General features: G+C 63.0%; 27 protein-coding genes. 13 read left to right on the top strand and 14 right to left on the bottom strand.

Going from position 1 to position 25379, the window contains the following annotated elements; all coding sequences use genetic code 11:
• Window positions 1–26: 26 nt before the first annotated feature.
• The 4 genes from ACEOAC_RS16710 to ACEOAC_RS16695 form a co-directional block, all read right to left on the bottom strand.
• Complete coding sequence (locus ACEOAC_RS16710; RefSeq protein ID WP_006464568.1) at window positions 27–1577, bottom strand: DEAD/DEAH box helicase; 1551 nt, start codon at window positions 1575–1577, stop codon at window positions 27–29.
• Window positions 1578–1748: 171 nt separating this feature from the next.
• A complete protein-coding gene (locus ACEOAC_RS16705) occupies window positions 1749–2504 on the bottom strand; it encodes an alpha/beta fold hydrolase (protein WP_413445804.1) in 756 nt (251 codons plus the stop codon).
• Between the two features lie 30 nt (window positions 2505–2534).
• Window positions 2535–3068: a VOC family protein gene (locus ACEOAC_RS16700; RefSeq protein ID WP_102664725.1), complete on the bottom strand. Its 534-nt coding sequence runs from the start codon at window positions 3066–3068 to the stop codon at window positions 2535–2537.
• Window positions 3069–3167: 99 nt separating this feature from the next.
• Entirely contained in the window at window positions 3168–3965 is a 798-nt protein-coding gene (locus tag ACEOAC_RS16695; RefSeq protein WP_006712869.1) for an inositol monophosphatase family protein, read from the bottom strand.
• 307 nt (window positions 3966–4272) lie between these two features.
• On the opposite strand from ACEOAC_RS16695, the gene ACEOAC_RS16690 reads away from it, so the two are divergent.
• Together ACEOAC_RS16690 and ACEOAC_RS16685 are read left to right on the top strand one after the other, a co-directional pair.
• Entirely contained in the window at window positions 4273–5100 is an 828-nt protein-coding gene (locus ACEOAC_RS16690; RefSeq protein ID WP_077238211.1) for an RNA methyltransferase, read from the top strand.
• 1 nt (window position 5101) lies between these two features.
• The gene (locus tag ACEOAC_RS16685; RefSeq protein WP_102664723.1) at window positions 5102–5824 is read left to right on the top strand and encodes a pseudouridine synthase; all 723 of its coding nucleotides are present in this window, start codon (window positions 5102–5104) and stop codon (window positions 5822–5824) included.
• Between the two features lie 81 nt (window positions 5825–5905).
• On the opposite strand, the gene hslO is transcribed toward ACEOAC_RS16685, so the two are convergent.
• Together hslO and ACEOAC_RS16675 are read right to left on the bottom strand one after the other, a co-directional pair.
• Entirely contained in the window at window positions 5906–6835 is a 930-nt protein-coding gene (gene hslO / locus ACEOAC_RS16680) for an Hsp33 family molecular chaperone HslO (RefSeq protein WP_077238207.1), read from the bottom strand.
• A gap of 20 nt (window positions 6836–6855) precedes the next feature.
• Window positions 6856–7380, bottom strand: coding sequence for a gamma carbonic anhydrase family protein (locus ACEOAC_RS16675; RefSeq protein WP_006712877.1), 525 nt, complete (start codon window positions 7378–7380; stop codon window positions 6856–6858).
• Between the two features lie 128 nt (window positions 7381–7508).
• Between ACEOAC_RS16675 and ACEOAC_RS16670 the strand changes: the two genes are divergently transcribed.
• Window positions 7509–8354, top strand: a complete 846-nt coding sequence (locus tag ACEOAC_RS16670) for a ferritin-like domain-containing protein (RefSeq protein ID WP_413628459.1) — start codon at window positions 7509–7511, stop codon at window positions 8352–8354.
• A gap of 124 nt (window positions 8355–8478) precedes the next feature.
• A complete protein-coding gene (locus ACEOAC_RS16665) occupies window positions 8479–8826 on the top strand; it encodes a hypothetical protein (RefSeq protein WP_241812814.1) in 348 nt (115 codons plus the stop codon).
• A gap of 121 nt (window positions 8827–8947) precedes the next feature.
• On the opposite strand, the gene ACEOAC_RS16660 is transcribed toward ACEOAC_RS16665, so the two are convergent.
• The 5 genes from ACEOAC_RS16660 to ACEOAC_RS16640 all read right to left on the bottom strand — a co-directional run bounded on the left by ACEOAC_RS16660 (window position 8948) and on the right by ACEOAC_RS16640 (window position 12652).
• Window positions 8948–9877: an esterase/lipase family protein gene (locus tag ACEOAC_RS16660; protein ID WP_413445631.1), complete on the bottom strand. Its 930-nt coding sequence runs from the start codon at window positions 9875–9877 to the stop codon at window positions 8948–8950.
• A gap of 96 nt (window positions 9878–9973) precedes the next feature.
• Window positions 9974–10498, bottom strand: a complete 525-nt coding sequence (locus ACEOAC_RS16655) for an RDD family protein (RefSeq protein WP_241812812.1) — start codon at window positions 10496–10498, stop codon at window positions 9974–9976.
• A 285-nt stretch (window positions 10499–10783) separates the two neighbouring features.
• Window positions 10784–11665 carry a DUF3106 domain-containing protein gene (locus ACEOAC_RS16650; protein ID WP_413628458.1) on the bottom strand — a complete coding sequence of 294 codons (882 nt, stop codon included), beginning with the start codon at window positions 11663–11665 and terminating at the stop codon, window positions 10784–10786.
• A gap of 4 nt (window positions 11666–11669) precedes the next feature.
• Window positions 11670–12077, bottom strand: a complete 408-nt coding sequence (locus ACEOAC_RS16645) for a DUF3619 family protein (RefSeq protein WP_413445446.1) — start codon at window positions 12075–12077, stop codon at window positions 11670–11672.
• On the bottom strand, window positions 12074–12652 hold the full coding sequence (locus ACEOAC_RS16640) for an RNA polymerase sigma factor (protein WP_413445447.1): 579 nt from the start codon (window positions 12650–12652) through the stop codon (window positions 12074–12076). Before ACEOAC_RS16640 ends, ACEOAC_RS16645 begins: the two co-directional genes overlap by 4 nt.
• Before the next feature lie 556 nt (window positions 12653–13208).
• On the opposite strand from ACEOAC_RS16640, the gene ACEOAC_RS16635 reads away from it, so the two are divergent.
• The 8 genes from ACEOAC_RS16635 (at window position 13209) to ACEOAC_RS16600 (ending at window position 20681) form a co-directional block, all read left to right on the top strand.
• Window positions 13209–14927 carry an acetolactate synthase 3 catalytic subunit gene (locus ACEOAC_RS16635; protein ID WP_077238202.1) on the top strand — a complete coding sequence of 573 codons (1719 nt, stop codon included), beginning with the start codon at window positions 13209–13211 and terminating at the stop codon, window positions 14925–14927.
• 2 nt (window positions 14928–14929) lie between these two features.
• On the top strand, window positions 14930–15421 hold the full coding sequence (gene ilvN, locus ACEOAC_RS16630; protein ID WP_006712888.1) for an acetolactate synthase small subunit: 492 nt from the start codon (window positions 14930–14932) through the stop codon (window positions 15419–15421).
• A 72-nt stretch (window positions 15422–15493) separates the two neighbouring features.
• The gene (ilvC, locus tag ACEOAC_RS16625) at window positions 15494–16510 is read left to right on the top strand and encodes a ketol-acid reductoisomerase (protein WP_006712890.1); all 1017 of its coding nucleotides are present in this window, start codon (window positions 15494–15496) and stop codon (window positions 16508–16510) included.
• Window positions 16511–16745: 235 nt separating this feature from the next.
• Window positions 16746–17555 (top strand): SIMPL domain-containing protein, encoded by an 810-nt coding sequence (locus ACEOAC_RS16620; protein WP_241813752.1) that lies wholly within the window; start codon window positions 16746–16748, stop codon window positions 17553–17555.
• 89 nt (window positions 17556–17644) lie between these two features.
• Window positions 17645–18175 (top strand): hypothetical protein, encoded by a 531-nt coding sequence (locus tag ACEOAC_RS16615; RefSeq protein ID WP_006712893.1) that lies wholly within the window; start codon window positions 17645–17647, stop codon window positions 18173–18175.
• Between the two features lie 226 nt (window positions 18176–18401).
• A complete protein-coding gene (locus ACEOAC_RS16610) occupies window positions 18402–19046 on the top strand; it encodes a phosphatidylserine decarboxylase (protein WP_006712895.1) in 645 nt (214 codons plus the stop codon).
• A gap of 76 nt (window positions 19047–19122) precedes the next feature.
• Entirely contained in the window at window positions 19123–19983 is an 861-nt protein-coding gene (gene pssA / locus ACEOAC_RS16605; RefSeq protein ID WP_006712897.1) for a CDP-diacylglycerol--serine O-phosphatidyltransferase, read from the top strand.
• A gap of 197 nt (window positions 19984–20180) precedes the next feature.
• A complete protein-coding gene (locus ACEOAC_RS16600; RefSeq protein WP_413445425.1) occupies window positions 20181–20681 on the top strand; it encodes a hypothetical protein in 501 nt (166 codons plus the stop codon).
• Between the two features lie 4 nt (window positions 20682–20685).
• Here ACEOAC_RS16600 and ACEOAC_RS16595 read toward each other — a convergent pair whose 3' ends face one another.
• The 3 genes from ACEOAC_RS16595 to ACEOAC_RS16585 all read right to left on the bottom strand — a co-directional run bounded on the left by ACEOAC_RS16595 (window position 20686) and on the right by ACEOAC_RS16585 (window position 23500).
• Window positions 20686–21465: an alpha/beta hydrolase gene (locus ACEOAC_RS16595; RefSeq protein WP_413628457.1), complete on the bottom strand. Its 780-nt coding sequence runs from the start codon at window positions 21463–21465 to the stop codon at window positions 20686–20688.
• Entirely contained in the window at window positions 21422–22921 is a 1500-nt protein-coding gene (locus tag ACEOAC_RS16590) for a sensor domain-containing diguanylate cyclase (RefSeq protein ID WP_102664712.1), read from the bottom strand. The genes ACEOAC_RS16595 and ACEOAC_RS16590 overlap by 44 nt, the downstream gene beginning before the upstream one ends.
• 210 nt (window positions 22922–23131) lie before the next feature.
• Window positions 23132–23500 (bottom strand): hypothetical protein, encoded by a 369-nt coding sequence (locus ACEOAC_RS16585; protein ID WP_413628456.1) that lies wholly within the window; start codon window positions 23498–23500, stop codon window positions 23132–23134.
• 175 nt (window positions 23501–23675) lie between these two features.
• Here ACEOAC_RS16585 and ACEOAC_RS16580 point away from each other — a divergent pair, with 175 nt between their 5' ends.
• A complete protein-coding gene (locus tag ACEOAC_RS16580) occupies window positions 23676–25241 on the top strand; it encodes a PLP-dependent aminotransferase family protein (protein ID WP_413443481.1) in 1566 nt (521 codons plus the stop codon).
• Window positions 25242–25379 lie beyond the last annotated feature (138 nt).

Here is a 25379-nt window from a genome sequence, read left to right as displayed (position 1 = left end):
GATCGAATCGACGTGCCGCGACCGGCTTACTTGCCGCTGGCGCGTTGGCCGCCATGTGTGAGCGCGGACGGACGCGGGCCATTCTGGCGTTGCTGACCCTGGCTGCGCGGTTGCGCATTGGCCGGGCGGGGGGCGCGATTGGCGTTGTTGCCGCCATTGCCACCGTTGCCACCCCCATTGCCGCCGCCGTTGCCAGCCTGGCCGCCCTGGGGACGGCCCTGGCCACGCGCCGCATTGCCATTGCCAGGATTACGCGGCTTGGCCTGCTGTGCTGCGCCACCACCGGCATTGGCCGGCTTGGCGCCGCCATTGCCATGGCCATTGCCGGCTGCAGCCGGCTTGCGCGGTGCATTGCGTTGACCGCCACGTCCGCCACCAGCGTTCTGGTGACGACCCTGGCCGCTGCGCAGCTGGATCGGTTGCGGCTTGGCAGTGGGGTCGGGTTCGAAACCGGCGATCACTTCCACCGGGATTTCGCGCTTGATGAAGCGCTCGATGTCGTGCAGCAGGTCGCGCTCGTCCACGCAGACCAGCGACACGGCTTCGCCGGTGGCGCCGGCGCGGCCGGTACGGCCGATGCGGTGGACGTAGTCTTCCGGCACGTTGGGCAGGTCATAGTTGACCACGTGCGGTAACTGGTCGATGTCGATGCCGCGGGCAGCGATGTCGGTGGCGATCAGGGCGGTCAGCTTGCCGTCCTTGAACTCGGCCAGGGCCTTGGTGCGAGCCGACTGGCTCTTGTTGCCGTGGATCGCCATGGCGGTGATGCCGTCGCGGGCCAGTTGCTCGACCAGCTTGTTGGCGCCGTGCTTGGTGCGGGTGAAGACCAGCACCTGCTTCCACTGGTGGGTCTTGATCAGGTGCGCCAGCATGGGGTGCTTCTTGTCGCGGTCGACCGGGTGGATCTTCTGCGCGATCACTTCCACGGTGGAGTTGCGGCGGGCCACTTCGATCAGGGCCGGGTTGTTCAGCAGGCTGTCGGCCAGCTTCTTGATCTCGTCGGCGAAGGTGGCCGAGAACAGCAGGTTCTGGCGCTTGGGCGGCAGGGCGGCGAGCACCTTGCGGATGTCGCGGATGAAGCCCATGTCCAGCATGCGGTCGGCTTCGTCCAGCACCAGGATCTGGATGTGCTGCAGGTTCACGGTGCCTTGCTGCATGTGGTCCAGCAGGCGGCCGGGGGTGGCGACCAGGATATCGACGCCACGCTTCAACAGCGTGATTTGCGGATTGATGCCGACACCACCGAAGATGCAGGCCGAGGTCAGCGGCAGGTACTTGCCGTACTGGCGCACGCTTTCCTCGACCTGGGCCGCCAGTTCGCGGGTGGGGGCCAGGATCAGGGCGCGGATCGGCAGATGACCGTTGATCTTGTTGCGCGGCATGGCCGAGAGGCGTTGCAGCAGCGGCAGGGTGAAGCCGGCGGTCTTGCCGGTGCCGGTCTGGGCGCCGGCCAGCAGGTCGCCACCGGAGAGCACGGCGGGGACGGCTTGGGCCTGGATCGGGGTGGGGGAGGTATAGCCTTGTTCGGAAACGGCACGAACGATTTCGTCGGACAAGCCGAGCGCGGAAAATGACATGAGACTCTGAAAATGGGTTTGGCCTGTGGCCCCGTACGGGCGCCAGTCGCAGGCAAACGGGTTGGAACTTGAGGAGGGCGCGGACTTGACTGGCTATACGCCGCGCAGGCCGCAGTATAACAGCGCAGTCTGCGGGCGACGTGATTTATTTTGCATGCGGATGCGGGCAGCTCATCCGTGTTGCCGGGCCAGGAAGGATTGCACGGGAGGCAGTACCAGCGCGCTTTGCATCAATCCACCGAAATGCGTGACGCCGGGCAGGCTGACAAATTCTGCCTGTGGCAACAAGGCCGCAGTGCGCTCGACGGCGGCATGGCGCGCATCGGCGTCGCCACAGAAGAGCAGGCAGGGCAGGTCCATCCGTGCCAGCAGGTCTTGCTGCGAGGGACGGGCTTGCTGGGCGGCGGCGGCCAGGGCCACCAGGTCGTTGGCGCGGATGAGCATCTTCACCTGGGGCGAAATCTGTTCGTCCAGCAGGGCTTCGAAGGTGGCGATGAAGGCCTCGGGGTCGCGGCCGTCGATACCATGGAAGCCCTCCCAGCTGCGGTCTTCATACGGATGGGCGGCACCCAGGATGAGGCTGCGCAGGCGCTGTGGCGCATGCCGTACCAGCCCGTAGCCGACCCAGCCGCCCAGCGAGTAGCCGAAGAAATGGGCGCGCTCGATCTGCAGGGCGTCCAGCACGGCCACGGCGTCGCGGCAGCGCTGCAGCTGGGTGTAGGCGGCGGTTTCGTGCGGTTTGTCGCTCTGGCCATGGCCCAGGGCATCGAACATGATGACCTGGTAATGCTGGCGCAACACCGAGGTGAAGCCGAAGAAGCGCCAGGCTTCCAGGCTGCTGGTAAAGCCGTGGTGCAACAGCAGGGGCGGACCTTCGCCCTCGACCTGGTAGTGGATCTTGCGGTTGTCGCTCAGGGCAAAGGGCATGGTGGGGAGGGTGGAGATGTGCGGCAGGGTTCAGTTGTTGTGATCGACCAGCTTCTTGCAGCGGCGCGCCAGCAGTTCGCGCGAGCGCGCGCAGATTTCTTCGTTGCTGAGGTCTTCGATGTGGGTGGCAATCGACCAGACGTGGCCGAAGGGATCACGCAGGGTGCCGGAGCGGTCGCCGTAGAACTGGTTCTGCACCGGTCGCAATTGCACGGCACCGGCGGCCATCGCCTGGCTGAAGACGGCATCGACGTCGGCCACGTAGACCAGCAGGCTCACGCCTGCGCCGCCCAGCGTCTGCGGGCTCAGGAAGCCCAGTTCGGGATGTTCGTCGGCCAGCATCACGCGGGCATCGCCGATCTGGATTTCGGCGTGCCAGACCTTGCCGTGGGGACCGTCCAGGCGCATGACTTCCACGGCGCCGAAGGCACGGCCGTAGAAAGCGATGGCCTCGGAGGAAGCCTGCACGATCAGGTAGGGAGTGACGCTGTGGTAGCCCGCCGGCAAGGCGCAGGCGGAAGGACTGGACTGGGGCAGCGTGGCTGCGTCAGGCGGGGTGGTCATGTCGTCTCCTCGGTCATCGCCGGTAGCGGCACTATAGCAGCAATGCCAGTGCGGCTACCGGGGTGTGATCACGAGACGAGCTTAAGCAAAAGTGAAGGATCAGGCAAATTCGGACAGCAGGTTGACCTGTTGCGCGAAGATCTTCGGGCTGCCGGCGATGACGTCGCCCTTGTAGAGGTAGTCGGAGTCGCCCTTGAAGGTGCCCACGATACCGCCCGCTTCGGTCACCAGCAGGGAGCCGGCGGCGATGTCCCAGGGCTTGAGGCCCTTCTCGAAGAAGCCGTCCAGGCGGCCGGCGGCGACATAGGCCAGGTCCAGGGCGGCAGCGCCCGGGCGGCGCAGGCCGGCGCTGTGCTCGGTCATGACCTTGAACATGGTGACGTATTCGTTCAGGCCGTCCAGGTCGCGGAAGGGAAAGCCGGTGCCGATCAGGGCGTCAGCGATCTTGTCGCGCTTGCCCACGCGGATGCGCTTTTCGTTCAGGTAGGCGCCCGCGCCCTTGGAGGCGGTGAACAGGTCGTTGCGGGTAGGGTCGTAGACCACCGCCTGGGTGATGATGCCGCGCTGTTGCAGGGCGATCGAGACGCAGTATTGCGGGAAGCCGTGGATGAAGTTGGTGGTGCCGTCCAGTGGATCGATGATCCAGACGTTTTCGTTTTCATCGTGCAGGTTGTCGGAAGCACCGGACTCTTCGGCCAGGATGGCGTGGTCGGGGTAGGCGTTCTTGAGCACGTCGATGATGGCATCCTCGGCCGCCTTGTCCACTTCGGTGACGAAGTCGTTGTGCGACTTCTTGGAGACCTTCAGCAGCGACACGTCGAAGGACGCGCGGTTGATGATGGTGGCGGCGCGGCGAGCTGCCTTGATCGCCGTGTTGAGCATGGGTGGGATGATCATTCCGATGGTTCCGTTAAAATTGCGGCCATCGTTGACGATGGCTGCGTTGCTCATCGTCGCCATGGCCGACGGGCCGGCCTCCCGCGTCAAGCTTGCGGAACAGCTGGCCAGGCGAAACCCGGCAGTCAAACCAGTGCGACGATGAAATTAATGAGCGTTGCGCCACCCGCGGCTGTTATGCTTGCGGGTTTGCCATGCAGTCCGGGGCGCAAATCGATCAACCTGAGCCAACCTGGGTTTGATCTGTTGCTGCAATATTGACGTTTTGCCAATATCCTATCCTGGGGCGCGAATCCCGCTATTTTAAATGAACAAGCAAGTGTCAGGACAATCTCTTTTCAGCCGTTTGCGTTTCGTTCTGGTCAATACCAGCAGTCCGGGCAATATCGGCTCGGCGGCGCGGGCCATCAAGACCATGGGCTTTTCGGAGCTGGTGCTGGTCAATCCGCGCTTTCCGGACGCGGTCAAGGAAGATGAAGCCATTGCCTTCGCCAGTGGCGCCCTGGATGTGTTGCAAAATGCACGCATCGTCGGCAGCGTCGAAGAAGCGTTGCAAGGCTGCAACTTCGCCGCCGCCGTCAGCGCCCGGTTGCGCGAGTTTTCGCCGCCGGTGGTCTCCCCCCGCGAGCTGGCCGGCCAGCTGTCACGCGATACCGGGCTCAATGCTGCGCTGCTGTTCGGCAACGAGCGCTTTGGACTGCCCAACGAGGTGGTGCAGAAGTGCCAGGCGTTGTTGAACATCCCGGCCAATCCCGACTATTCCTCGCTGAACCTGGCGCAGGCGGTGCAGGTGCTGGCCTACGAGTGCCGCATGACAGAGCTGGAGGTGCAGGGCGGGCCGATGCAGACCAGCGGCGATGCGCGCGCGCCGGGCGAGGTCGGGTTCCATGGCCAGAGTGCCAGCGTGGCCGAGATCGAGGGGATGTTTGCCCACCTGGAACAGGCGCTGGTGTCCATCGATTTCCTCAATCCCGACAATCCCAAGAAACTGATGCCGCGCTTGAAGCGCATGTTCTCGCGCGCCCAGCTGGAGACCGAAGAGGTCAACATCCTGCGCGGTATCGCCCGCCAGATCCTGGAACCCAAGCAGGCCAAGGCCGGCAAGTCCGGACAGAACGAACAAGGAGAAGGCTGACATGGCCAAGCTGACCCTGGACCGCATCCTGCAATCGCAGGGTTTCGGATCGCGCAAGTATTGTCGTGAACTGATCGAGGATGGTGAAGTCTCGATCGGTGGTGAAGTGGTGGACGATTACCGGGCCACGCCCGAACCCACCGGGCTGGTGCTGACCATCTTCGAGGAAGAGTGGGAATACCGCGAGCACGTCTACATCGCCATCAACAAGCCGCCCAACATCGAGTGCTCACGCAAGCCCAGCCATCATCCGGGCGTGCTGACCTTGCTGCCGGAGCAGTTCACCTGGCGCGATGTGCAACCGGTGGGGCGGCTGGATCACGATACCACCGGGCTGCTGCTCATGTCCGACGACGGCGCCTTCATCCACGCCCAATCCTCACCCAAGCGCCACGTCCCCAAGGTGTATGCGGCCACCACCGCCGAGCCGGTGACCCAGGCGCTGATCGACCAGCTGAAGGCGGGCGTGCAACTGCACGACGAACCGGCGCCGCTGGCCGCCACCCGCTGCCGCCAACTGGGCGAGCACCTGCTGGAGATCGTGCTGGAGCAGGGCAAATACCATCAGGTCAAGCGCATGCTGGCTGCCGCCGGCAATCATTGCAGCGCCCTGTCCCGGGTCGCCATCGGTGGCTTGCAACTGGAGGCGCTGGGGCTGGAGGAGGGGGAGTGGACCTACCTGGATGCGCAACAGATGGCGCTGCTGGTGCCGGATCAGGAATAGGCTTCGCGACGTCGACGAGATGCCATGAAAAAACGCCATCGGTCGCAAAACCGATGGCGTTTTCACTGGCAGGGGTTGGGCTTAATGCCGAACCTCTCCCGCCTCGCTCGCGCCACTTACATCAGCCACGAACAGTTGCGCGCAATCCACCGCATCGAACTCATAGTGCTGCCCGCAGAAATCGCAGTCGATGGCCAGCTTCTCCATCTGCGTCAGTGCTTCGGCGATTTCCTCCTGGCCCAGCATCTTCAGCATGTTGCCGACCTTCTCGCGCGAGCAGGAGCAGTGGAACTGTGGATGTACGGGGTCGAAGACGCGGATGTTCTGTTCCCAGAACAGGCGGTGCATCAGCGTGGCGATGTCGGTGGAGAGCAATTCTTCGCGCCGCAAGGTGTCGCCCAGCATGACCATGTGGTTCCAGGCTTCCAGCTCGCCCTCAGGCTTGGCGGTGGGGGCGGCGGTGCCGCCGATGGTAGGCAGCTTCTGCAGCAGCAGGCCGCGTGAGACGTGTTCGTCGGCGGCCAACCAGAGCTTGGTGTCCAGTTGCTCGGAACGCAGCATGTAGTTTTCGATCACGGTAGCCACGCTGTCGCCATCCAGCGGCACCACGCCCTGATAGGCCTGCTGACCCGGCAGCTTGTCCTTGGGGTCGAGGGTGATGACGAAGCGGCCATCCCCGTTGGCATTGACCAGGTCGGTGAGGGTGGCGTCGTCGGCGATCTGCGCATCGTCGGCCAGCTTGGCGGTGGCGCGCAGCTGCAGTTCGGAGTCGCACTCCACCACCAGCAGCTTGACCGGACCATCGCCGTGGATCTGCATGACGATCATGCCATTGAACTTCAGGTTGGCCGAGAGCAGGGCGGACGCCGCCAGCATCTCGCCCAGCAGCGTGCGTACCGCGACCGGATAGTCGCGGCGGGCCTGGACCTGGCGCCAGGTGTCGGAGATTTCGACCAGCTCGCCCCGCACGGGAGCGTTGTCGACCAGGAATTTTTGCAGCGTGTCTTTCATTGTTTCCTTTGCTTGGCGGCTCAGGCGATGCGCTTGAGCTTGGCCTTGAACTGTTGCGCGCGCTGGACATAGCTGTCCGTGCCGGCGTGCATGCGCGCGATATCTTCTTCACTCAACTGGCGAACCGCCTTGGCGGGGGTGCCGATGATCAGCGAGTTGTCGGGGAACTCCTTGCCCTCGGTCACCAGCGCGCCAGCGCCGACCAGGCAGTTCTTGCCGATCCTGGCGCCATTGAGCACCACCGCCTGGATGCCGATCAGCGCGCCTTCGCCGATGGTGCAGCCGTGCAGCATGGCCTGGTGGCCGATGGTGACATTCTTGCCGATCACCATTGGATAGCCTACGTCGGTATGCAGCACAGCCCCTTCCTGGACGTTGCTGTTCTCGCCGATGGTGATGAGTTCATTGTCGCCACGGATGGCCACGTTGAACCAGACGCTGGAGTGCGCCTCCATCTTCACCTTGCCCACCACGGTGGACGACTCGGCCACGTAGGCGGTATCGTGGATTTCGGGGGTGTCCTGCTCCAATTGGTAGATCGCCATAATAAAATTGTCTCCTCGTTACCTGCTGGTCGGTATGTGGTGCCTTGCCTTGCGGTGAACTTGTCTTCATATGGAGACAAGTCCGGCGTCCTCAACCGCGTATTTTACCTTCCCTGAAAGTCAGTTCCTTGGATCAGTCCTCTTCCCCAGATGAAGTCTTTTCATTCACCGGCCTGCGTCGTGCCGCTCTGTCTTGCCTGAAGGAAACCCGTCCGGAGATGAAGTGCGGCGCAGTGCGCAGCCTGCGGGCTGCGTGGTCGGCGGGCGAACTGCCCCTGGAGCAGGAGGATCTGGCGGCGCTGGACGAGGGCAGCGGCATCCCGGGCCGTCCGGCGCGGCCGGAACTGGTATCGCCGCTGGAGGTGAAGCATCGTTCCATGGGTACGCCCGAGGGCCGGGCGGCGCTGATCCATGCCCTGGCGCATATCGAGTTCAATGCCATCAACCTGGCGCTGGACGCGGTCTGGCGCTTTCCCGGCATGCCCCGCGATTTCTACGCAGACTGGATGCAGGTCGCCGATGAAGAGGCCTATCACTTCAGTTTGTTGGCCGACCATCTGAAGACTCTTGGCTATTCCTATGGTGATTTCACTGCCCACAATGCCTTGTGGGACATGGCGGAATCGACCAAGGGCGATGTCCTGGCGCGCATCGCGCTGGTGCCGCGTACGCTGGAAGCCCGTGGGCTGGACGCGGCACCGCCGGTACGTGCCAAGCTGGCGCAGGCGGGCGACCTGGCGGCGGCGGAGATCCTGGACATCATCATGCGCGACGAGGTGGGCCATGTGCTGATTGGCAATCGCTGGTTCAACTGGTTGTGCGAACAGCGCCAGCTGGACCCGGTGGCCACCTTCGCGCAGTTGTGCCTGCGCCACAAGGCGCCACCCCTGCGTGGGCCGTTCAATCTGGAGGCCAGGCGGGCGGCCGGCTTTTCGGACGAGGAAATGCTGATGTTCACCGATCTTTCGCGATGATCGACGGATTTGCAAGAAATGTAAGCAATTTTCGCGACAGCGGGCCGGGGCTTGCTGTTGTGCTATCGTCTTCCCCGAATTCCGACCTTTCGGAATCGATTATATGAATGGAAAGGATGACAACATGAACAAGATGTCCAAACTGTTGGCCGGTGTGGTCGTGAGCGTTGCCGCCATTTCCCTGCTGGCGGCCTGCCAGAAGAAGGAAGAGCCGGGTCCGGCCGAGGCCCTGGGCAAGAAGATCGATGGCGCCGTGCAGGACGCCGGCAAGAAGCTTGACGAGGTGACCGGCCAGGCCAAGGACCAGACCAGCGAATCCGGCTCCAAGCTCGATGGCGCCCTGGATCAGGCCAAGGTCGAGGCCAAGGAAGCCTACGAAAAGACCAAGGAAGGCGCCAAGGACCTGGCGCAGAAGACCGGCGAAAAGATGGAGCAGGCCGGTCAGAAGCTGCAGGACGCTAGCAAGAAGTAAGACGAAGCAGTCACTCACTATTGCGCACTATTGAGCCGCCGGGTCGTTGCCCGGTGGTCCTCACAATGCCGTCCCGCCAGTGCTGGACGGCATTGTGCTTTTTGGCGGCCCTTTTCAGACGCTATTCGCGGGCATTGTGGATCAGGTCGATCACCATCTCCTGGATGGAGGGCTCCAGCGCCAGCGCTACGTGGCCGATGCCGATGACCGGGATGTTCCAGGCCCCTTCCAGGTGAGCCGAACTCTGCGGCGAGATGATGTTGTCGTGATGGGAGTAGATCGAGACGATGTGCGAGAGGGCGTCCGCTTCTTCGGTGGCGGCCAGCTTTTGCAGCCATTCGCTGCTGCGGCCTTCTTCGTAGCGGCCTAGCCAGTTCATTTCCCCGCAATTGATGCCGATGCCGAAGTTGGCGATGGCCGTGCCGTGGTGGGGCGAGCCCAGGGTGATCACGCGGGCCACGCGGTCGCAGCCGTGGTCGCGCAGGTAGGCGCGGGCGGCCAGTCCACCCATGCTGTGGGCGACGATGACGATCTTCTTCTGGCCGGTCTCGGCCAGCACGCGTTGCACGGCGGCATGCACCAGCGGCGCGTACTCGTCGATGCTGCCGAAGACCGGCTCCATGTCCAGCGCATAGTGGGTGATGTGTGCCTGGCGCAGCTCCAGGCTCATCCAGCGCCAGTAGCCGCTGTTGCAGCCATAGCCGTGGATCAGCAGGACCGGCAGCGAGGTCGTGTCGGGATAGCTGAACTGGTCGAAACGCAGGAAGGGCATGGCCCAGGAGGAGCACAGCATGGTCGCGCGGAACTCCCGCAGGAACAGGGTGCCGACCTGCAGCCAGCTGATTTCCACCGGGTTGGAGGTGCGGCCGCGATACGGCCAGGTCAGGAAGAAGCTGTTGGCGGTGATCTGCGCGCGCAGCAGCAGGACGATGAGGAGGCCGCCCAGGGCGGCTGCCACGATAGGCCACTCGAAATGCCGCAGCAGGAGGTAGAACAGGATCGCAATGCCGAACTGGATGAGGAGCAGGGTTCTGGAGATGCGTGAAATCATGCGGGCTGGCGTCCGGGGCGATCGGGTGGGCGGGCATGCAGGCGCATGCGGTCGCCCGAGAGCATAACAGAGCGCTGCGTTGCGCTCATGTCCGCTTCATGACTTGGCGTCGGCTTGCTGCAGGGGCGCTTTCAGCGGTGGGGTGATGTCGACCAGGCGTGTGCCGGCGAGGCGGTCGTGCAGGAACTGGCCTTGCCGATCGACTCTGCTGGTCAGCGCCCAGAGAAGCAGGTTGGCCGCCGGGATCAGGACCAGCAGCCAGTGTTGTCCGCGTGCCAGCGAGGCCAGTGCCAGTCCCGGCAATATCCATAGCCAAGCCAGCAGGAAACGCAGCGTCGCGCGCCAGAGCCCAACCGGCTGCCCCTGGCGATCGACGACCCTGAAGCGCCAGGTCTTCATCGCCAGGGTCTGCCCGCCGTGGGTCCAGAACCAGATGAAATAGACCGCCAGCACCAGGAACAGCCAGGCTTCGAGGCCATGACGAAGGTAGAGTGCGTGGCGCTGTTGCAGCAGGGTGGAGAACAGCCAGCCGGACATGAACAGCACGCCGAACAGCAGCATCGATTCATACAGCATGCTGCTGAGGCGGCGGCGCAGGGAGGGCGTGGTGAAATCCGTCATGGTCCTGGTTCGGTCCTGGTTGTTGGTGTGGTGGCCGCAGGGAGGGATGGTGATGGGGTTCGGCCACTCTCCAGATCGCGGGCATGCATGCCGCTGGCGCGGCCCGCAGATGGTAAAGCAATCGGGCCGGCTTGCCTATGCGCTGACTTGAGCCAGCGCAAGGTGGGAAAGGTGGTGGAGTGGCGACTTGCGTCGAGCGCGAAAGCGTTGGAAACGCCGGGGGAGCAGAGGGGCGACGAACGGGGTGACCGTGGCCGGATGATCGGACCAGGCAGAACGGCGGGCTTACTTGCTGTCAGCCGTCGTGTTCGTTGCTGCCGTCACGGCTGGCGAGGTCGCTGCGGCACTGATGGCCACGGTGGTCGGAGCCGCCGCAGTGGGTGTCAGGGCCGGCACCGGCGCGGCTTGCGAGCCTGGGACCAGGGCCGGAGCGGGTGCTGCGGCCGGGGTTGGGGCCGGGACGACAGGCAGCGGCCTATCCAGTGCCTCGGCTGGAAGCTGGATGGTGGGTGCAGCGGCCGAAGGCGTGGTTGGCAGCTTGGCAACGCGGCGCGGCAGCTTGGCTTCGGCGAGCTTCTTTTTCTGCTCTTCGGACAATTGTTGGTACTTGGTCCACTGCTCGTGCTTTTCTTCCGCATCGAGCTTCTTGGCACGGGCGTAGTTGGTGCGGGCGGCGCTGCGCTGTGCCGGGGTCAGCTTGACCCAGTCGCGCATGCGTTCATGCAGGCGCTGTTGCTCTTCCGGCTTCATTTTGGCGTAACGCTTGCCGATCTCCAGCCATTTTTCCTTCTGCAGCTCACTCATGCGCGGCCACTCGCCGGTCAGCGGTTCCAGTGCTTCGTGCTGGGCTTGCGAGAGATTGGCCCAGGCCAGCTTGCTCTCGGGCTTGCGGGTGGCGGTTTTGGTGGCGGACTTGGCGGGATGGGAGGCGCCTGCCGTGGTCGCAGCTGCTGCAGCTGCAGCCGGTGCAGCCGGTGTTACTGCGGTGCCAGCGTTGGCCGGGCTGGCGACAGATGGCGATGCCGGGGCGGCAGCGGGTGCGACGGTCTGCGTGTTCTGCGCCACGGTCCAGGCGCAGCTCAATCCACCGGCCAGCACGGCCAGCGCCAGCGCGATGCGCGAAAGGCGGGCGTAGGCGTTGACGGGAGTGCCGGTGGTCTTGCGCATCGTTTTATTGTCCCTTTTCTGCCAGGAAGGCGTTGAAACCATGGTCCAGGTAAGCCGACAGCGGCAGCTCGTCGGAGAGCACGGCCGCATCGATGTCGGCCAGGTAGGAGACGCGCTTGGCGTTCTCGTGCTGATAGATGCCGGCAAAGAGGATGATGCCCACCAGCAGCGGCGCGGCCACTCCCAGGCGGTTCCACCAGGACGGGCTTTCCTGATGCAGCATGCCGCCGCCGAAGGCGTCTGCCAGCACGGGCTGTTCCACGCGCACGGTCATGGGCGTGTGTTTCTTGCGTGCCAGCGCGACCCGGCGTGCAGCAGCCAGGCTTTGCAGGGTGTCGTCGGACAGGTTGTCCAGATTGGCGTCAAGCGCCAGCTTCACCTTGTAGGCGAATTGCATTTCCTTGTTCTTCATAATGAGATTCCTTTGGCTCTTAGAGCTTGAGCCAGCGCGTGAGTTGCGCGGGAGCAATGGGTTTTTACGCTACCTTCGGAGCAACCCATGGCGGCGGCCGTTTCCGCCACGTCCATGTCCTGCCAATAACGCATCAGGAATGCTTCCCGTTGACGCGTTGGCAGCTTTTGTATTTCGGCATCGATCAGGTTCAGGGTCTGCTCGCGCTCGACCTTGTCGGCGCTGGATTCGGCGGCTTCGGAGCCGTCTTCCGATTCCAGGCTTTCCAGGACGTCGAAGTCGTCCGGGCCGTCGCCATCACTGTGGTTGCCGCCAAAGCTGGAGAACAGGCTCACCCAGGTGTGGCGCACCTTTTCGCGGCGGAAGAAGTCATGGATGGTGTTTTGCAGGATGCGCTGGAACAGCATCGGCAATTCGCCGACCGGTTTGTCGCCGTATTTCTCGGCCAGCTTGATCATCGCATCCTGAACGATGTCCAACGCGGCTTCGTCCTTGCGCACGGCATACACCGCCTGTTTGAAGGCGCGGCGTTCGACACTTTCAAGAAAATCGGAGAGTTCTTTGTCAGTTGCCATGCAATACGGTGTGCCGGATGGGTTGCCGGCCAACACGGGCAAAGAGGTTCATGTCTGGCCAGCCGAAATGCGAAAAATGCAAGAAATCGTCAAAAAGCAGAGCGAATGCTAGCAAAGTTGGCTGTCTTTGTCCTGAAGTTTATCCCCGCGCTGCGCCACAAACGCGAGTGCTGGCCATCATTTCGCCGCCATTCCATCTGAATTAGCTTGACCAAAATGATGCAACGCATTACTGTCCTGTTTCCCGCCTCCCACATCTGGGGCGTTTTTGTTCCTTGCCGGTGCTTCACATAAGGTCGTGCCGGTGCAGGAAATGCTTTATAGGTTTAAAGCTTGTTTGTTCTAACCCGTGCCACAAGCGCGAGGAATCAGTAAGAGTCGAACTTGTACCAAGGCTGAACGAGTCGCGTTGAGCGGCGTTTCAAACTCCACTACGGTTGGAGCGCAGAAACGGCGTGACCGCACAATAAAGGGATGCTGCCGGCAAGACGACGAATGCGATTCCGTCAGGAGAGAACATCCGATCAATTTCCAATGGACCTTGAAAGGAAGCAGCATGAGTGCTGAGCAACTCACCGGCGCGGATATACTCGTCCGTTGCCTGGCTGAAGAGGGTGTGGAACACGTCTTCGGCTATCCTGGTGGCGCCGTCCTCTATATCTACGACGCAATCTTCAAGCAAGACAAATTCCAGCACATCCTGGTTCGTCACGAACAGGCTGCCGTGCACGCTGCGGACGCGTATTCGCGCAGCTCGCAACGGGTCGGCGTGGCCATCGTCACCTCCGGCCCCGGTGTGACCAATGCCGTCACCGGCCTGGCCACGGCCTACATGGACTCCATCCCCATGGTGGTGATCTCCGGCCAGGTGCCGTCGACCGCCATCGGTCAGGACGCGTTCCAGGAGTGCGACACTGTCGGTATCACCCGCCCATGCGTGAAGCACAACTTCCTCGTGAAGGATGTGAAGGACCTGGCGGAAACCGTCAAGAAGGCCTTCTATATCGCCACCACCGGCCGTCCCGGCCCCGTGCTGGTCGATATCCCGAAGGACATCACCATGCATACCTGCGCCTACGAGTATCCGAAGGCGGTGGAAATGCGTTCCTACAAGCCGGTCGACAAGGGCCACTCGGGCCAGATCCGCAAGGCACTGCAGCTGCTGCTGTCGGCCGAGCGTCCGATGATCTACACCGGCGGCGGCATCATCCTGGCCAATGCCTCGCCCGAGTTGAACAAGCTGGTCGATCGCCTGGGCTATCCCTGTACCAACACCCTGATGGGCCTGGGGGCCTATCGTTCGTCCAGCGACAAGTTCGTGGGCATGCCCGGCATGCACGGCACCTACGAAGCCAACATGGCCATGCAGCACTGCGACGTGCTCATCGCCATCGGTGCCCGTTTCGACGACCGTGTGATCGGCAATCCGAAGCATTTCGCCTCGAACGCCCGCAAGATCATTCATATCGATATCGACCCGTCGTCGATTTCCAAGCGCGTCAAGGTCGACATCCCCATCGTGGGCAACGTCAAGGACGTGCTGCAGGAAATGCTGGCCCAGCTGGATGCCGCCGAGACCCGCCAGAACGGCGCGGCGCTGGACAACTGGTGGAAGCAGATCAACGAGTGGCGCAAGCGTGATTGCCTCAAGTTCGCTACCTCGGACGAATTCATCAAGCCGCAATCCGTGGTGCAGAAGGTGTGGGAAGTGACCAAGGGCGATGCCTTCATCACCTCCGACGTCGGCCAGCACCAGATGTGGGCCGCGCAATACTACGGTTTCGACAAGCCGCGTCGCTGGATCAACTCCGGCGGCCTGGGCACCATGGGCGTGGGCCTGCCGTACGCCATGGGCGTGCAGATGGCCAACCCCGATGCGACCGTGGCCTGCATCACCGGCGAAGCCTCGATCCAGATGTGCATCCAGGAGCTGGCGACCTGCAAGCAGTATCACCTCACGCCCAAGATCATCCTCCTGAACAACCGCTTCCTGGGCATGGTCCGTCAGTGGCAGCAGATCGACTACGGTTCGCGCTATTCGGAGTCCTACATGGATTCGCTGCCGGACTTCAACAAGCTGGCGGAGTCCTACGGCCACGTCGGCATGAAAATCGAGAAACCGGGCGATGTCGACGGCGCGCTGCGCGAAGCCTTCGCCATGAAAGACAGGCTGGTCTTCATGAACTTCATCACGGATCAAACCGAGAACGTCTGGCCCATGGTCAAGGCGGGCAAGGGTTTGACTGAAATGTTGCTGGGTTCGGAGGATCTCTAATCATGCGCCATATCATTTCTGTGCTGCTGGAAAACGAAGCCGGCGCATTGTCCCGTGTCGTGGGTCTGTTCTCCGCACGCGGCTACAACATCGAAACGCTCACCGTTGCACCCACCGAAGACCCGACCCTGTCACGCATGACCATCGTGACCTCCGGTTCGGACGATGTGATCGAACAGATCACCAAACACCTGAACCGCCTGATCGAGGTGGTGAAGGTCGTCGATCTGACGGAAGGCGCGCACATCGAGCGCGAACTGATGCTGATCAAGGTGCGCGCAGTGGGCAAGGAACGGGAAGAGATGAAGCGTACTGCGGATATCTTCCGTGGCCGCATCATCGATGTCACCGAGAAGACCTATACGATCGAGCTGACCGGCGCCAAGAGCAAGCTGGACGCCTTTATCGACGCCCTGGACCGCACTGCGATCCTGGAAACGGTCCGTACCGGCGGCTCCGGCATCGGTCGCGGCGAACGGATCCTGAAGATCTGATCGACCGCGCCAGGCAGTACCCATCACACATACATACATTCAATTCGAGCTATTCGGAATATAGGAAAAATCATGAAAGTTTTCTACGACAAAGACGCAGACCTGTCCCTGATCAAGAACAAGAACGTGACCATCATCGGTTACGGTTCGCAAGGTCACGCCCACGCGCTGAACCTGAAGGATTCGGGCGTGAAGGTCACCGTTGGCCTGCGCAAGGGCGGCGCTTCCTGGTCCAAGGCCGAGAAGGCCGGCCTGAAGGTCGCTGAAGTGAACGACGCCGTCAAGGACGCCGACGTCATCATGATCCTGCTGCCCGACGAAAACATCGGCCAGGTCTACGCCGAAAACGTCGCACCGTTCGCCAAGCAAGGCGCCACCGTCGCTTTCGCCCACGGCTTCAACATCCACTATGGCCAAGTCGTGCCGCGCGCTGACCTGGACATCATCATGATCGCCCCCAAGGCCCCTGGCCACACCGTGCGTTCGACCTACAGCCAGGGTGGCGGCGTGCCGCACCTGATCGCCGTGCACCAGGACAAGTCCGGCAGCGCCCGTGACCTGGCCCTGTCGTACGCCACCGCCAACGGCGGCGGCCGTGCCGGCATCATCGAAACCAACTTCCGCGAAGAAACCGAAACCGACCTGTTCGGCGAACAGGCCGTGCTGTGCGGCGGTACCGTGGAACTGATCAAGGCCGGTTTCGAAACCCTGGTGGAAGCCGGTTACGCGCCCGAAATGGCCTACTTCGAGTGCCTGCACGAACTGAAGCTGATCGTGGACCTGATCTATGAAGGCGGCATCGCCAACATGAACTACTCGATCTCCAACAACGCCGAATACGGCGAGTACGTGACCGGCCCGCGCGTGATCAACGCCGAGAGCAAGGCTGCGATGAAGAAGGTGCTGGAAGACATCCAGACCGGCGAATACGCCAAGAGCTTCATCCTGGAAAACAAGGCCGGTGCGCCGACCCTGATGTCGCGTCGTCGCATCAACGCCGAACACCAGATCGAAATCGTGGGCGAGAAGCTGCGCGCCATGATGCCCTGGATCAAGGCCAACAAGCTGGTCGATCAAAGCAAGAACTGATCTGCCACTTGCGCAGAAAAACGCCACGGTTCGCCGTGGCGTTTTTTTTCGCCCCTGCACCGCTGCACATCGATGCGGATGACGGGGGGGGGCGCGAGCTGAAGGGCCATGTCGTTACCGCTTGTTGCATTTGCTCAAGAACCAAGCGGATGGGCAGTCGTCGAAGTGCAGGGTGAATGACTTGAATATGAAGTTATCATCACCCGTCCACGATCAAGAATAAAGAGGATCCCCTATGACACCTTCCCGCAAACTGATGTTGGGCGCCGCATTGGCGACCGCTTGCCTGGCATCGCAGGTCCAGGCGCAGACTACGGCGCAAGCCCAGGGCAGCATGCCGGCTGCCGTCGCCACCACCGGTACCATGGTAGTGGTCCCCGCCAATGGCGAGATCAGCGTAGCCAATGACCAGGCCCGCGTGACCCTGCAGGTTGAAGAGCAAGACAAGGACAAGGCCACCGCTGCCTCCCGCGTGAACCAGAAGATGAAGCAGGGCATCGAGCTGTTGAAGCGCCAGGACCCGCAAGCCACGCTCAAGAGCTACGGCTACTACACCTATGCGGTCTATGCCGAGCCGCCCCAGGTCACGCCCCAACAACCGCGTCAGCCGGCCAAGGCCCGCGCCGTGGTGGGCTGGCGCGTCGGCCAGTATCTGGAGATGACCACCGAGAACCTGAGCGCACTGCCCAAAACTGTGGCGTCGGCACAGAGCCTGTTGAACCTGAACGGCCTGCAGTTCGGGCTGAGCCCGGCGGCGGCCCGCAAGCTGGATGCGGCCCTGGTCAATGCCACCTATCGCAACCTGGAAGAGCGCGTCGGCTTCATCGCCAACGCCATGCATCGCGCTCCGTCGGACGCCGTGATCGAGACGGTCGACTTCGAAGGCTCGGGCAACTATGCGGCACCGGCCGCCGCCCCCATGGCCAAGGCCGCCATGATGCGTTCGGACATGGTGCAGGAAAACGCCAGCGTGGCCGAACCCAGCTTCGAGCCGGGCGAATCCACCGTCAACATGCGTCTGGTCGGCAAGGTGCGTTTCAAGTAAGCACGACCGGTGTCAAGAACTGTCAGCCTGCACGGGCTGACAGGGGAGGGAGGCTATAATCGGCCTCCCTTTCCGTTTTAAGGATCCACATGCGGAACATCGCCAAGCTCATCCTTCCCGTCGCGGCCGTCCTGCTGGCCGGTAGCGCCCATGCCGACATCTGTGCCGACCTGCGGGCCATGCAGCAGCAGGCCCCCTCGCATTTCGACGGCTGGAAGAAGGATGGTCAGGACTCGGTCGTCAAGGGCGACAAACGTGGCCCCGTCTACCTGTCCAATTTCATGCTCGATGGGGCCGAGGTCTGTACCATCTCCAGCAACTCATCCGTCTATTCCTGCGTCTGGCGCCTGGCGTCACCGGCAGACCTGGGGCGCGCCTACCAGCGCATGGTCAACGACATCAAGGCCTGTGCACCGCTGGGCAAGGAACCTGCCGGCATCATCGCCGACGAACCTCAGCAGCGCAGCCAGGGTGACCTGCGCCAGGTCACCGAGGTGACCGGTTTCGACTATGCCGACGTCGAAGCGACCGTGCTGGTCGGCCAGATGCAGTTGACCGGACCGAAAGGTCTGGCGCGCAATGAACTGAAGTTCAGCTTCTCGCATCCCCAGCCCCGCTAGCCGCCGCTCGTCTGTACGGCCGCCACCGCCCATCCCGGGTCGACAGCCACCGCCGGTGTCGACCTGCCCCGCGGGCGGATTGGCAAAACCTCTCCCAGACCGTCAAATAGCGCCCGCCAAGCGCCCCGGGCGGCGCATTTCGTTGCATTTAACGGGCGCTGGACTAGAATAGGCACGCTTTTACTTTTGAACTTTCCGCGAGCACTGCGCGATCATTGGAGCAACATTGAACAATAACCACTATCCCCACCCCATTATCGCCCGCGAAGGCTGGCCCTTCCTGACCATCGCCGTGGTCGTGGCACTGCTGGCCACCTATTTCTGCGGCGCCTGGTCCTTCCCGCTGTGGATCATCGCGCTGTTCGTGCTGCAGTTCTTCCGCGATCCGCCGCGCGTGATCCCGCAGGCTGCCAATGCGGTGCTGTCGCCGGCCGATGGCCGTATCGTGGTGGTGGCCCGTGCCCATGATCCCTACACCGACCGTGAAGCCCTGAAGATCAGCGTCTTCATGAATGTCTTCAACGTCCACTCCAACCGTTCCCCGGTGGATGGCAAGATCGAGAAGGTGCAATATTTCCCCGGCAAGTTCGTCAATGCCGACCTCGACAAGGCCTCGCTGGAAAACGAGCGCAATGCCCTGGCCATCACCACCACCAGCGGTCACAGCGTGACCTGCGTGCAAGTGGCCGGCCTGATCGCCCGCCGCATCCTGTGCTACGTCAAGGCCGGTGACACCCTGGCCCGTGGCCAGCGCTACGGTTTCATCCGCTTCGGCTCGCGGGTGGACGTGTACCTGCCGCTGACCGCTATCCCCAAGGTCAGCGTGGGTGAAAAGGTTTCCGCGACCGAAACCATTCTGGCCGAACTCTGATCACACCTGCATAGCCTGCACCCGCCGCTGTATGAATGAGGCGGGTGGTTTTCTGCATAACCTCTACTGGACATCGATGCCAACACTAAGACGACGCAAGGCCAAGGCCGGCATTCCCTTCCCGAAATCCCTGCGCAAGCCCAAGGCGGCGCAACTGGACGAATCCGGGCAGGTGGTGGTGCGGCGCCGGTCGCGCGGGATCTACCTGTTGCCCAATGCCTTCACCACGGCCGCGCTGTTCTGCGGTTTCTACGCCATCGTGATGGCGATGAACCTCAAGTTCGACTATGCCGCCATCGCCATCTTCGTGGCCATGGTGCTGGACAGCCTGGACGGCCGGGTCGCCCGCATGACCAATACCCAGAGCGAGTTCGGCGCCCAGTACGACAGCCTGTCCGACATGGTCTCCTTCGGTGCCGCGCCGGCGCTGGTGGTCTATGAATGGTCGCTGCGCGGCATGGGCAAGCTGGGCTGGCTGGCGGCCTTCGTCTATTGCGCTGGTGGCGCGCTGCGGCTGGCGCGCTTCAACACCAATATCGCGGTGGTCGACAAGCGCTATTTCCAGGGCTTGCCCAGCCCGGCCGCAGCGGCACTGGTGGCCGGTTTCGTCTGGCTCATGGATGACCTGCGCTTTGCCGGTACCGACCTCAGCTGGTATGGCTGGGTGATCACCCTGTATGCCGGCATCACCATGGTGACCAATGTGCCGTTCTACAGCTTCAAGGACGTCAATTTCCGCAAGCCGGTCCCCTTCATCGCCGCACTGCTGGTGGTGGTGGCGCTGGTGCTCATTTCCAGCGATCCGTCCAAGGTCTTGTTCGGCCTGTTCGTGCTGTACGGCCTGTCCGGCTATGGCGTCTATCTCTGGCGCCGTCTCAAGGGCCGCCCGGTCAGCATCGTGCAGACCAAGGATGAGCATGGGGACGAGCCGCATTGAGTTGCCCGGGTCATGGCTCTTCATGGTCATGGCCATGCCAGCTACGCAGACACCCGGCCCCGTGCCGGGTGTTTTGCTTCCGGGCCAGTGCGGTTTTTCGGGGTCGCCTTCACATCCGGCAAGTTTTTGCTAAACTGCGTTCATCGCTTTATATATTTCTTCACAGTTCGCAATCGCGACATGAATGAAAATAGATCATGGCAATCGATACCACACTGACATCGCTGGGTAGTCTGAACTCCTACGGTCTTCCCGCAGAGAGTGGCGCCAGCAATCCGGTCAAGGCCAGCGACAATCCGGCAGCGGTGGCGCAGGCCATCGAATTGTCGACCGATGCCTCGGTGATCGTCAGCCTGGGCGGCGGGGGCGCAGGCAGTGGCCAGGGGCAGAATGCCCTGACCTACAATGCCGCCGGCCTGTTTGATGCTATCGTCAGCGCCGGTTCGGCCGACAATACCTCCCCAGACCTGACCCAGAACCAGGCCAGCCAGTCCTATTACCAGGGCATCCTCGCCAGCATCCCGACCCCGCCGACGACCTCCGGCATCTATGACGGCAACGGGCAATTCAGCGGCAATAGTGGCCTGACATCCGATCTGTCGTCGCTGCTCAAGTCCGATCCCGGCCTCACCAGCACCATCGTTGGCGACCTGATCAATCAGGGCATCGTCGGCAGTCTCATTTCCACCACCGCCTGAGCGCTCACGCGCTTCCTCCCGCAATCAGCCTGGCCAATTGCTCGCGCAGGGCGGCATCGTGCTGGCTGCGTTCGCTGATGCGGTGATCGACACCGGGCAGGTCGATGATGCGGCAGTCCGCCGCCGTGGCGTGTTGCCGCACCAGCTCCGCCACCTCGGCGGGAATCACGGCATCCTCGCTGGCCCGCACCAGCGTGATGCGTCCCCGGTAGTGCGAAATCATCTCCAGTACCGTAGCTTCGCGCCAACTGCCGGGGCGGCGCAGGGCTGTGCTGAACGCCAGTCCGAAGGGCAGGGCAAAGGCCGCGCCATCATAGATGGCACCTACCAGCGTGACCACGTGGGTGATCTGGTTGTCGGGTCGGCAGGCCAGGCGCAGGGCGATTTCCCCGCTCATGCTCACGCCCACCACAGTGCGTGGACCGACGGTGCAGCGCTCCAGCGCCGCCTGGGCTTCAGCCAGCCGTTTGGAAAGGGAATTGGGATGCACGGCGCTGCTGGCACCATGGCCGGAAAAATCGATGGCCGCGCTGGCGCATCCCAGCCGGGCCAGGGTCTGGCGTAGCGGCCACTGGCGCTGCCGGTGGCCTTGCCCGGCACCATGCAGCACCAGGGTATGGACGGCCTGGCCGTCCGCGGCACGGATGAGGTCGGCCGCCAGCGTTTCGGCGCCGACGGCCAGCGCCAGTTCTTCCTGCCGCAGGCCGTCAGCGAGCTGGAGGGTGGCTGGGGTGGTGGCTTCAGTCGCCGGGATGGCGGCGTTCCAGGCTGGGGCTGCTGGCATAGAAGTGGCGTTTGGCTTCATACATCAAGGCATCGGCACGTTGCACCACGTGCTCCAGGCGCTCACCCGGGGTGGCGGTGGCCGCGCCCATGGACAGGCTCAGCGTCACGCCGGAGTAATACTGGTTGTTGATCTCCACCAGCTTCTGGATCTGGTCCATCAGCAACTGGCAGCCGCGCTCGTCGGTGGCCGGCAGCAGGATGGCGAATTCGTCGCCACCGGTGCGCGCCACGCTGCCCGGACGTTCGACCGCCTTGCCCAGCACTTCGCCCACCCGGCGCAGCAGGCCGTCGCCGGTGGCATGGCCGAGCTCATCGTTGACTTCCTTCAGGCCGTTCAGGTCGGCCACGATCACACTGACCGGGAAGGGGCCCTTGCGCTCCAGGCGGTTCAGTTCATCGACCATGTAGGCGCGGTTGTGCAGCTTGGTCAGCTCGTCGTGCTTGCCCAGGAATTCCAGGTAGGCCTCGGCCTTCTTGCGGGCGGTGATGTCGGTCAGCGCCACCAGCACCAGGTCCCAGTTGTCTTCGTGACCGGGGAAGACAGAAAACTGCAGATGCACGTGCAGCGTATCGCCATTGAGCGCGTAATTGACCACTTCGCGGTGGTGCAGCAGGTTGCCGTTCCACAGCTCGATCAGCTGCTCATTGAAGTGCGGCCGCATGTCATCGCGGAACACGTCCGACAGGCGCGAGAGCAGGGTGGCCTTGTCCGGCGCGCCGAACATGGACAGCGTCTGCAGGTTGACGTCGATAACGCGGATTTCCTGCATGCAGCGTTCCACGAACTCGGGGTGGACGTCGGTGAAGGTGCGGAAATCGGTGATGCCGATGCGGTGCAGGTCGTCGAAGAGCCGCTTGACGGCGCTGAAGTCCTCCACCCACAGCGAAATGGGCGAATACTCGAACAGCCCGCGCGCATAGTTTTCGCTGCGCGAGAGTTTCTTGCGGGCGGTCTCGCGTTCAGTGACGTTCTCGATGGCCAGCAGCACGTAGTCCCAGCTCTCTTCGCTACCCGGCATGATGCGACCGGACAGCTGGATGTCCAGCCGCCTGCCGCCCAGGGTGTAGTTGACGGTATAGCTGGAGAAGGTCGAACCGCCGTTCCAGAGCTGCACCATTTCGTCGATGAAGGTATCGATCATGTCGTCCCGGAACACCTTGTCCAGGTTCGCCACCAGATGCGCCAGGTCGCGTGCCTCGTACCATTCCAGGGTACGGCGGTTGACGTCGACCACCTTGATCTGCATGGCGCAGGCCTGCGCCCGCGAGGTGTCCTGGGTCAGGTAGCTGCGCAGGTCGGTGACACCCTCGGCGCGCCATTGGTCGAACAGGCGCTTGAGGCCGCTGTAATCCTCTTTCCATAAGGAAACCGGAGTCAGGTCGAAGGTATCTTTTTCTGAAAGCGCCGGGATAGCGGCCGGCGCAGGGCTTGCTGGAGGCTGATCGTTCTGCATAACACTTCATCTTTTGCTGATGCTGAAGTGTAATGGTTTGCATGCTCTCCTGCACATCTTCGCCGGCCGTTTGCGTAAATTCACGCCATTGTTTGCGCTATTACCGTGAAAACCGCGGATTTGAAGGTGGTTTTGTTGATTGAAAGTTAATCATCCACATCCACCGCGTCCACCGCCTCCACTGCGCCACTTCGGCCCGCACCTCTGCGATCAGCGCGCCCGGCTCGGGAGCCGCACGTTGCGCCAATCGCCCAGCCGCCGCAAGAGCTTGGCCCAGGGGGCGTACCAGGGCGGCTGCGGCGTGGCCAGGCACAGCAATTCGCCGCCTTGCGGCGCCAGGATGCTGACCCACCCCTCGCGCTCCAGTACCAGGCACTCACCATCCTCCAGACGGGTCTGTCGGCTGACCAGGCGATCCAGTTGCCAGTACGTCGCTTCGGTGATGCGCAACAGCGGCGCCTGGCACAGCAGCTGGCTGCCGGCCGGCAGCCACAGTTGCAGGTGTTGCCCGCAGCCCAGTTGCAGTCGCCGGGGCGTAGGCTGGGCGGCGGGAAGGGTGGGGTGGCTGGGGGTAGGCATGGCTGGCTCCGTGGTGGTGGGGATGAGTGCAGTCTAGGGAGTCGCCAGCCAGCGCAACAGGCACAGGAAAATTCGGGCTGCTGCGTAACAGCGGCCGTTTTTTTGCTCTGTTACCGTTGCTTTTCGAATACTCTGTATCTGTTCTGGTTCTTGCCGGAAGAAGATGATGACTGTTATGGATACCAGCCTCCACCTCCCCGATCTCAAGCCCGCGCTACCGCCGGCCATTCCTGAATCTGGTGCTGAATCTGGCGCCGATGTTGGCGCTCATGCCGGCACGCCCACGGTCAGCCCGGAAGGCACCCGCCAGCCGCTGTACCGGCGCCTGGCGGAGCACTATCAGGGCGCGATCCAGTCCGGCACCCTGGTGGCCGGCGACCGCATGCCTTCGGTGCGCGACCTGATGCGCCAGCACCAGGTGAGCCTGTCCACCGCCTTGCAGACGCTGCGTCATATGGAGGAGGGCGGCTGGCTGGAAGCCCGTCCGCGTTCCGGCTATTTCGTGCGCCAGCCGCGCCGCTCGGCCATCCGCCCGGTGCAGGAGCCCAAGAGCCTGATGGCCATCGATCCCGAGCAGTACGCCGGCATCCATGAAAAGGTGTCGCAATACATCGCCCTGCGCCAGAGCGGTGCGCCGCGCATCGACCTTTCCGGCATGACCTGCGCGCCCGAGCTGTATGCGGTGGAAACCCTCAAGCAGGCCGCCATGCGTGCCCTGCGCGACCGCCCCGAGCTGCTCACCAGCGCCATGCCGCACAACGGCAATGCCACCTTCCGCCAGGCCGTGGCGCGGCGGGCGCTACACCATGGCATGCGCATCGATCACGAAGAAGTGGTGGTCACCCACGGCTGTATCGAAGCGCTCAACCTGGCCCTGCGGGCGGTGGCCGGCCCCGGTGACACCATCGCCGTGGAGTCGCCGACCTATTTCGGCCTGTTGCAGGCCCTGGAAAACCTGGGCATGAAGGCGCTGGAGATCCCGACCAGCCCGCATACCGGCATCTCGGTGGAGGCGCTGGAACTGGCGGTGCGCACCTACGGCAATATCAAGGGCGTGGTGGTGGTGCCCAACCTGCAGAACCCGCTGGGCTGCATCATGCCCGACGAGCACAAGGACAAGCTGGTGCGCCTGTGTGAAGAATTGCGCCTGCCGCTGATCGAAGATGATGCCTACACCGAACTGGCCGACGGCAACGTGCCGCCGTCCAGTCTCAAGAGCCGCGATCGCAGCGGCAATGTGATCTATTGTGCCTCCCTCAACAAGGTGCTGGCGCCGGGCATGCGCCTGGGCTGGATGAATGGCGGGCGCTGGCATGAGCGGGTCAAGATGCTCAAGTTCACCCATACCCGCGCCAACGAGGAATGGACCCAGGTCACCGCCGCCGACTTCATCGCCAGCCCGGCCTACGACCGCCACCTGCGCCGCCTGCGCCAGTTGCTCAAGGAACAGCGCGAACGCATGGCCGAATCGATTGCGGCCTATTTCCCCGAGGGCACGCGCCTGAATGTGCCCAATGGCGGTGTCGGCCTGTGGGTGGAGCTGCCGGTGCAGGTGTGCTCGCAGCAGATGTTCGAGCGGGCGCTGGCCGAGGGCGTGGGGGTGTCGCCGGGTGCCATCTTCTCCAATTCCAACCGCTATGGGCATTTCCTGCGCATCTGCTGCGGTCATCCTTTTACCCGCGAACTGGACCAGGCACTGCGCCGCCTGGGCAGTATCGGGCATAGCTTGGCGGGACAGTAGGGCCGTCGGCAAGGTGAAGGTTTCGTCAGGCCGCCCCGGGTACAGTCCCGGGGCGGCCTTTTTGCATTCCGGGCCGGTGATGAGGCAGGGATGGCAGAGAATCAGGCATTGCCCGAAAGGGCGGGCTGCGTCAGACTT

The organism is Herbaspirillum frisingense (assembly GCF_047325095.1).
GTDB classification, from domain to species: domain Bacteria; phylum Pseudomonadota; class Gammaproteobacteria; order Burkholderiales; family Burkholderiaceae_D; genus Herbaspirillum; species Herbaspirillum frisingense.
The sequence above is the reverse complement of the archived record's forward strand: the minus strand, read 5'-3'. Positions and strand labels throughout refer to the sequence as shown.

Bases quoted from the DNA above. Each gene is read 5' to 3' on its own strand.
- ACEOAC_RS16615 (WP_006712893.1), top strand. From the start codon at position 17,645: ATGCGGAACATCGCCAAGCTCATCCTTCCCGTCGCGGCCGTCCTGCTG.
- ACEOAC_RS16600 (WP_413445425.1), top strand. From the start codon at position 20,181: ATGGCAATCGATACCACACTGACATCGCTGGGTAGTCTGAACTCCTAC.
- ACEOAC_RS16635 (WP_077238202.1), top strand. From the start codon at position 13,209: ATGAGTGCTGAGCAACTCACCGGCGCGGATATACTCGTCCGTTGCCTG.
- ACEOAC_RS16595 (WP_413628457.1), bottom strand. From the start codon at position 21,465: ATGCCAGCAGCCCCAGCCTGGAACGCCGCCATCCCGGCGACTGAAGCC.
- ACEOAC_RS16660 (WP_413445631.1), bottom strand. From the start codon at position 9,877: ATGATTTCACGCATCTCCAGAACCCTGCTCCTCATCCAGTTCGGCATT.
- ilvN (WP_006712888.1), top strand. From the start codon at position 14,930: ATGCGCCATATCATTTCTGTGCTGCTGGAAAACGAAGCCGGCGCATTG.
- ACEOAC_RS16580 (WP_413443481.1), top strand. From the start codon at position 23,676: ATGGATACCAGCCTCCACCTCCCCGATCTCAAGCCCGCGCTACCGCCG.
- ACEOAC_RS16620 (WP_241813752.1), top strand. From the start codon at position 16,746: ATGACACCTTCCCGCAAACTGATGTTGGGCGCCGCATTGGCGACCGCT.
- ACEOAC_RS16665 (WP_241812814.1), top strand. From the start codon at position 8,479: ATGAACAAGATGTCCAAACTGTTGGCCGGTGTGGTCGTGAGCGTTGCC.
- ACEOAC_RS16585 (WP_413628456.1), bottom strand. From the start codon at position 23,500: ATGCCTACCCCCAGCCACCCCACCCTTCCCGCCGCCCAGCCTACGCCC.
- hslO (WP_077238207.1), bottom strand. From the start codon at position 6,835: ATGAAAGACACGCTGCAAAAATTCCTGGTCGACAACGCTCCCGTGCGG.
- pssA (WP_006712897.1), top strand. From the start codon at position 19,123: ATGCCAACACTAAGACGACGCAAGGCCAAGGCCGGCATTCCCTTCCCG.
- ACEOAC_RS16675 (WP_006712877.1), bottom strand. From the start codon at position 7,380: ATGGCGATCTACCAATTGGAGCAGGACACCCCCGAAATCCACGATACC.
- ACEOAC_RS16710 (WP_006464568.1), bottom strand. From the start codon at position 1,577: ATGTCATTTTCCGCGCTCGGCTTGTCCGACGAAATCGTTCGTGCCGTT.
- ACEOAC_RS16590 (WP_102664712.1), bottom strand. From the start codon at position 22,921: ATGCAGAACGATCAGCCTCCAGCAAGCCCTGCGCCGGCCGCTATCCCG.
- ACEOAC_RS16690 (WP_077238211.1), top strand. From the start codon at position 4,273: ATGAACAAGCAAGTGTCAGGACAATCTCTTTTCAGCCGTTTGCGTTTC.
- ACEOAC_RS16705 (WP_413445804.1), bottom strand. From the start codon at position 2,504: ATGCCCTTTGCCCTGAGCGACAACCGCAAGATCCACTACCAGGTCGAG.
- ACEOAC_RS16640 (WP_413445447.1), bottom strand. From the start codon at position 12,652: ATGGCAACTGACAAAGAACTCTCCGATTTTCTTGAAAGTGTCGAACGC.
- ilvC (WP_006712890.1), top strand. From the start codon at position 15,494: ATGAAAGTTTTCTACGACAAAGACGCAGACCTGTCCCTGATCAAGAAC.
- ACEOAC_RS16650 (WP_413628458.1), bottom strand. From the start codon at position 11,665: ATGCGCAAGACCACCGGCACTCCCGTCAACGCCTACGCCCGCCTTTCG.
- ACEOAC_RS16645 (WP_413445446.1), bottom strand. From the start codon at position 12,077: ATGAAGAACAAGGAAATGCAATTCGCCTACAAGGTGAAGCTGGCGCTT.
- ACEOAC_RS16695 (WP_006712869.1), bottom strand. From the start codon at position 3,965: ATGATCATCCCACCCATGCTCAACACGGCGATCAAGGCAGCTCGCCGC.
- ACEOAC_RS16655 (WP_241812812.1), bottom strand. From the start codon at position 10,498: ATGACGGATTTCACCACGCCCTCCCTGCGCCGCCGCCTCAGCAGCATG.
- ACEOAC_RS16685 (WP_102664723.1), top strand. From the start codon at position 5,102: ATGGCCAAGCTGACCCTGGACCGCATCCTGCAATCGCAGGGTTTCGGA.
- ACEOAC_RS16700 (WP_102664725.1), bottom strand. From the start codon at position 3,068: ATGACCACCCCGCCTGACGCAGCCACGCTGCCCCAGTCCAGTCCTTCC.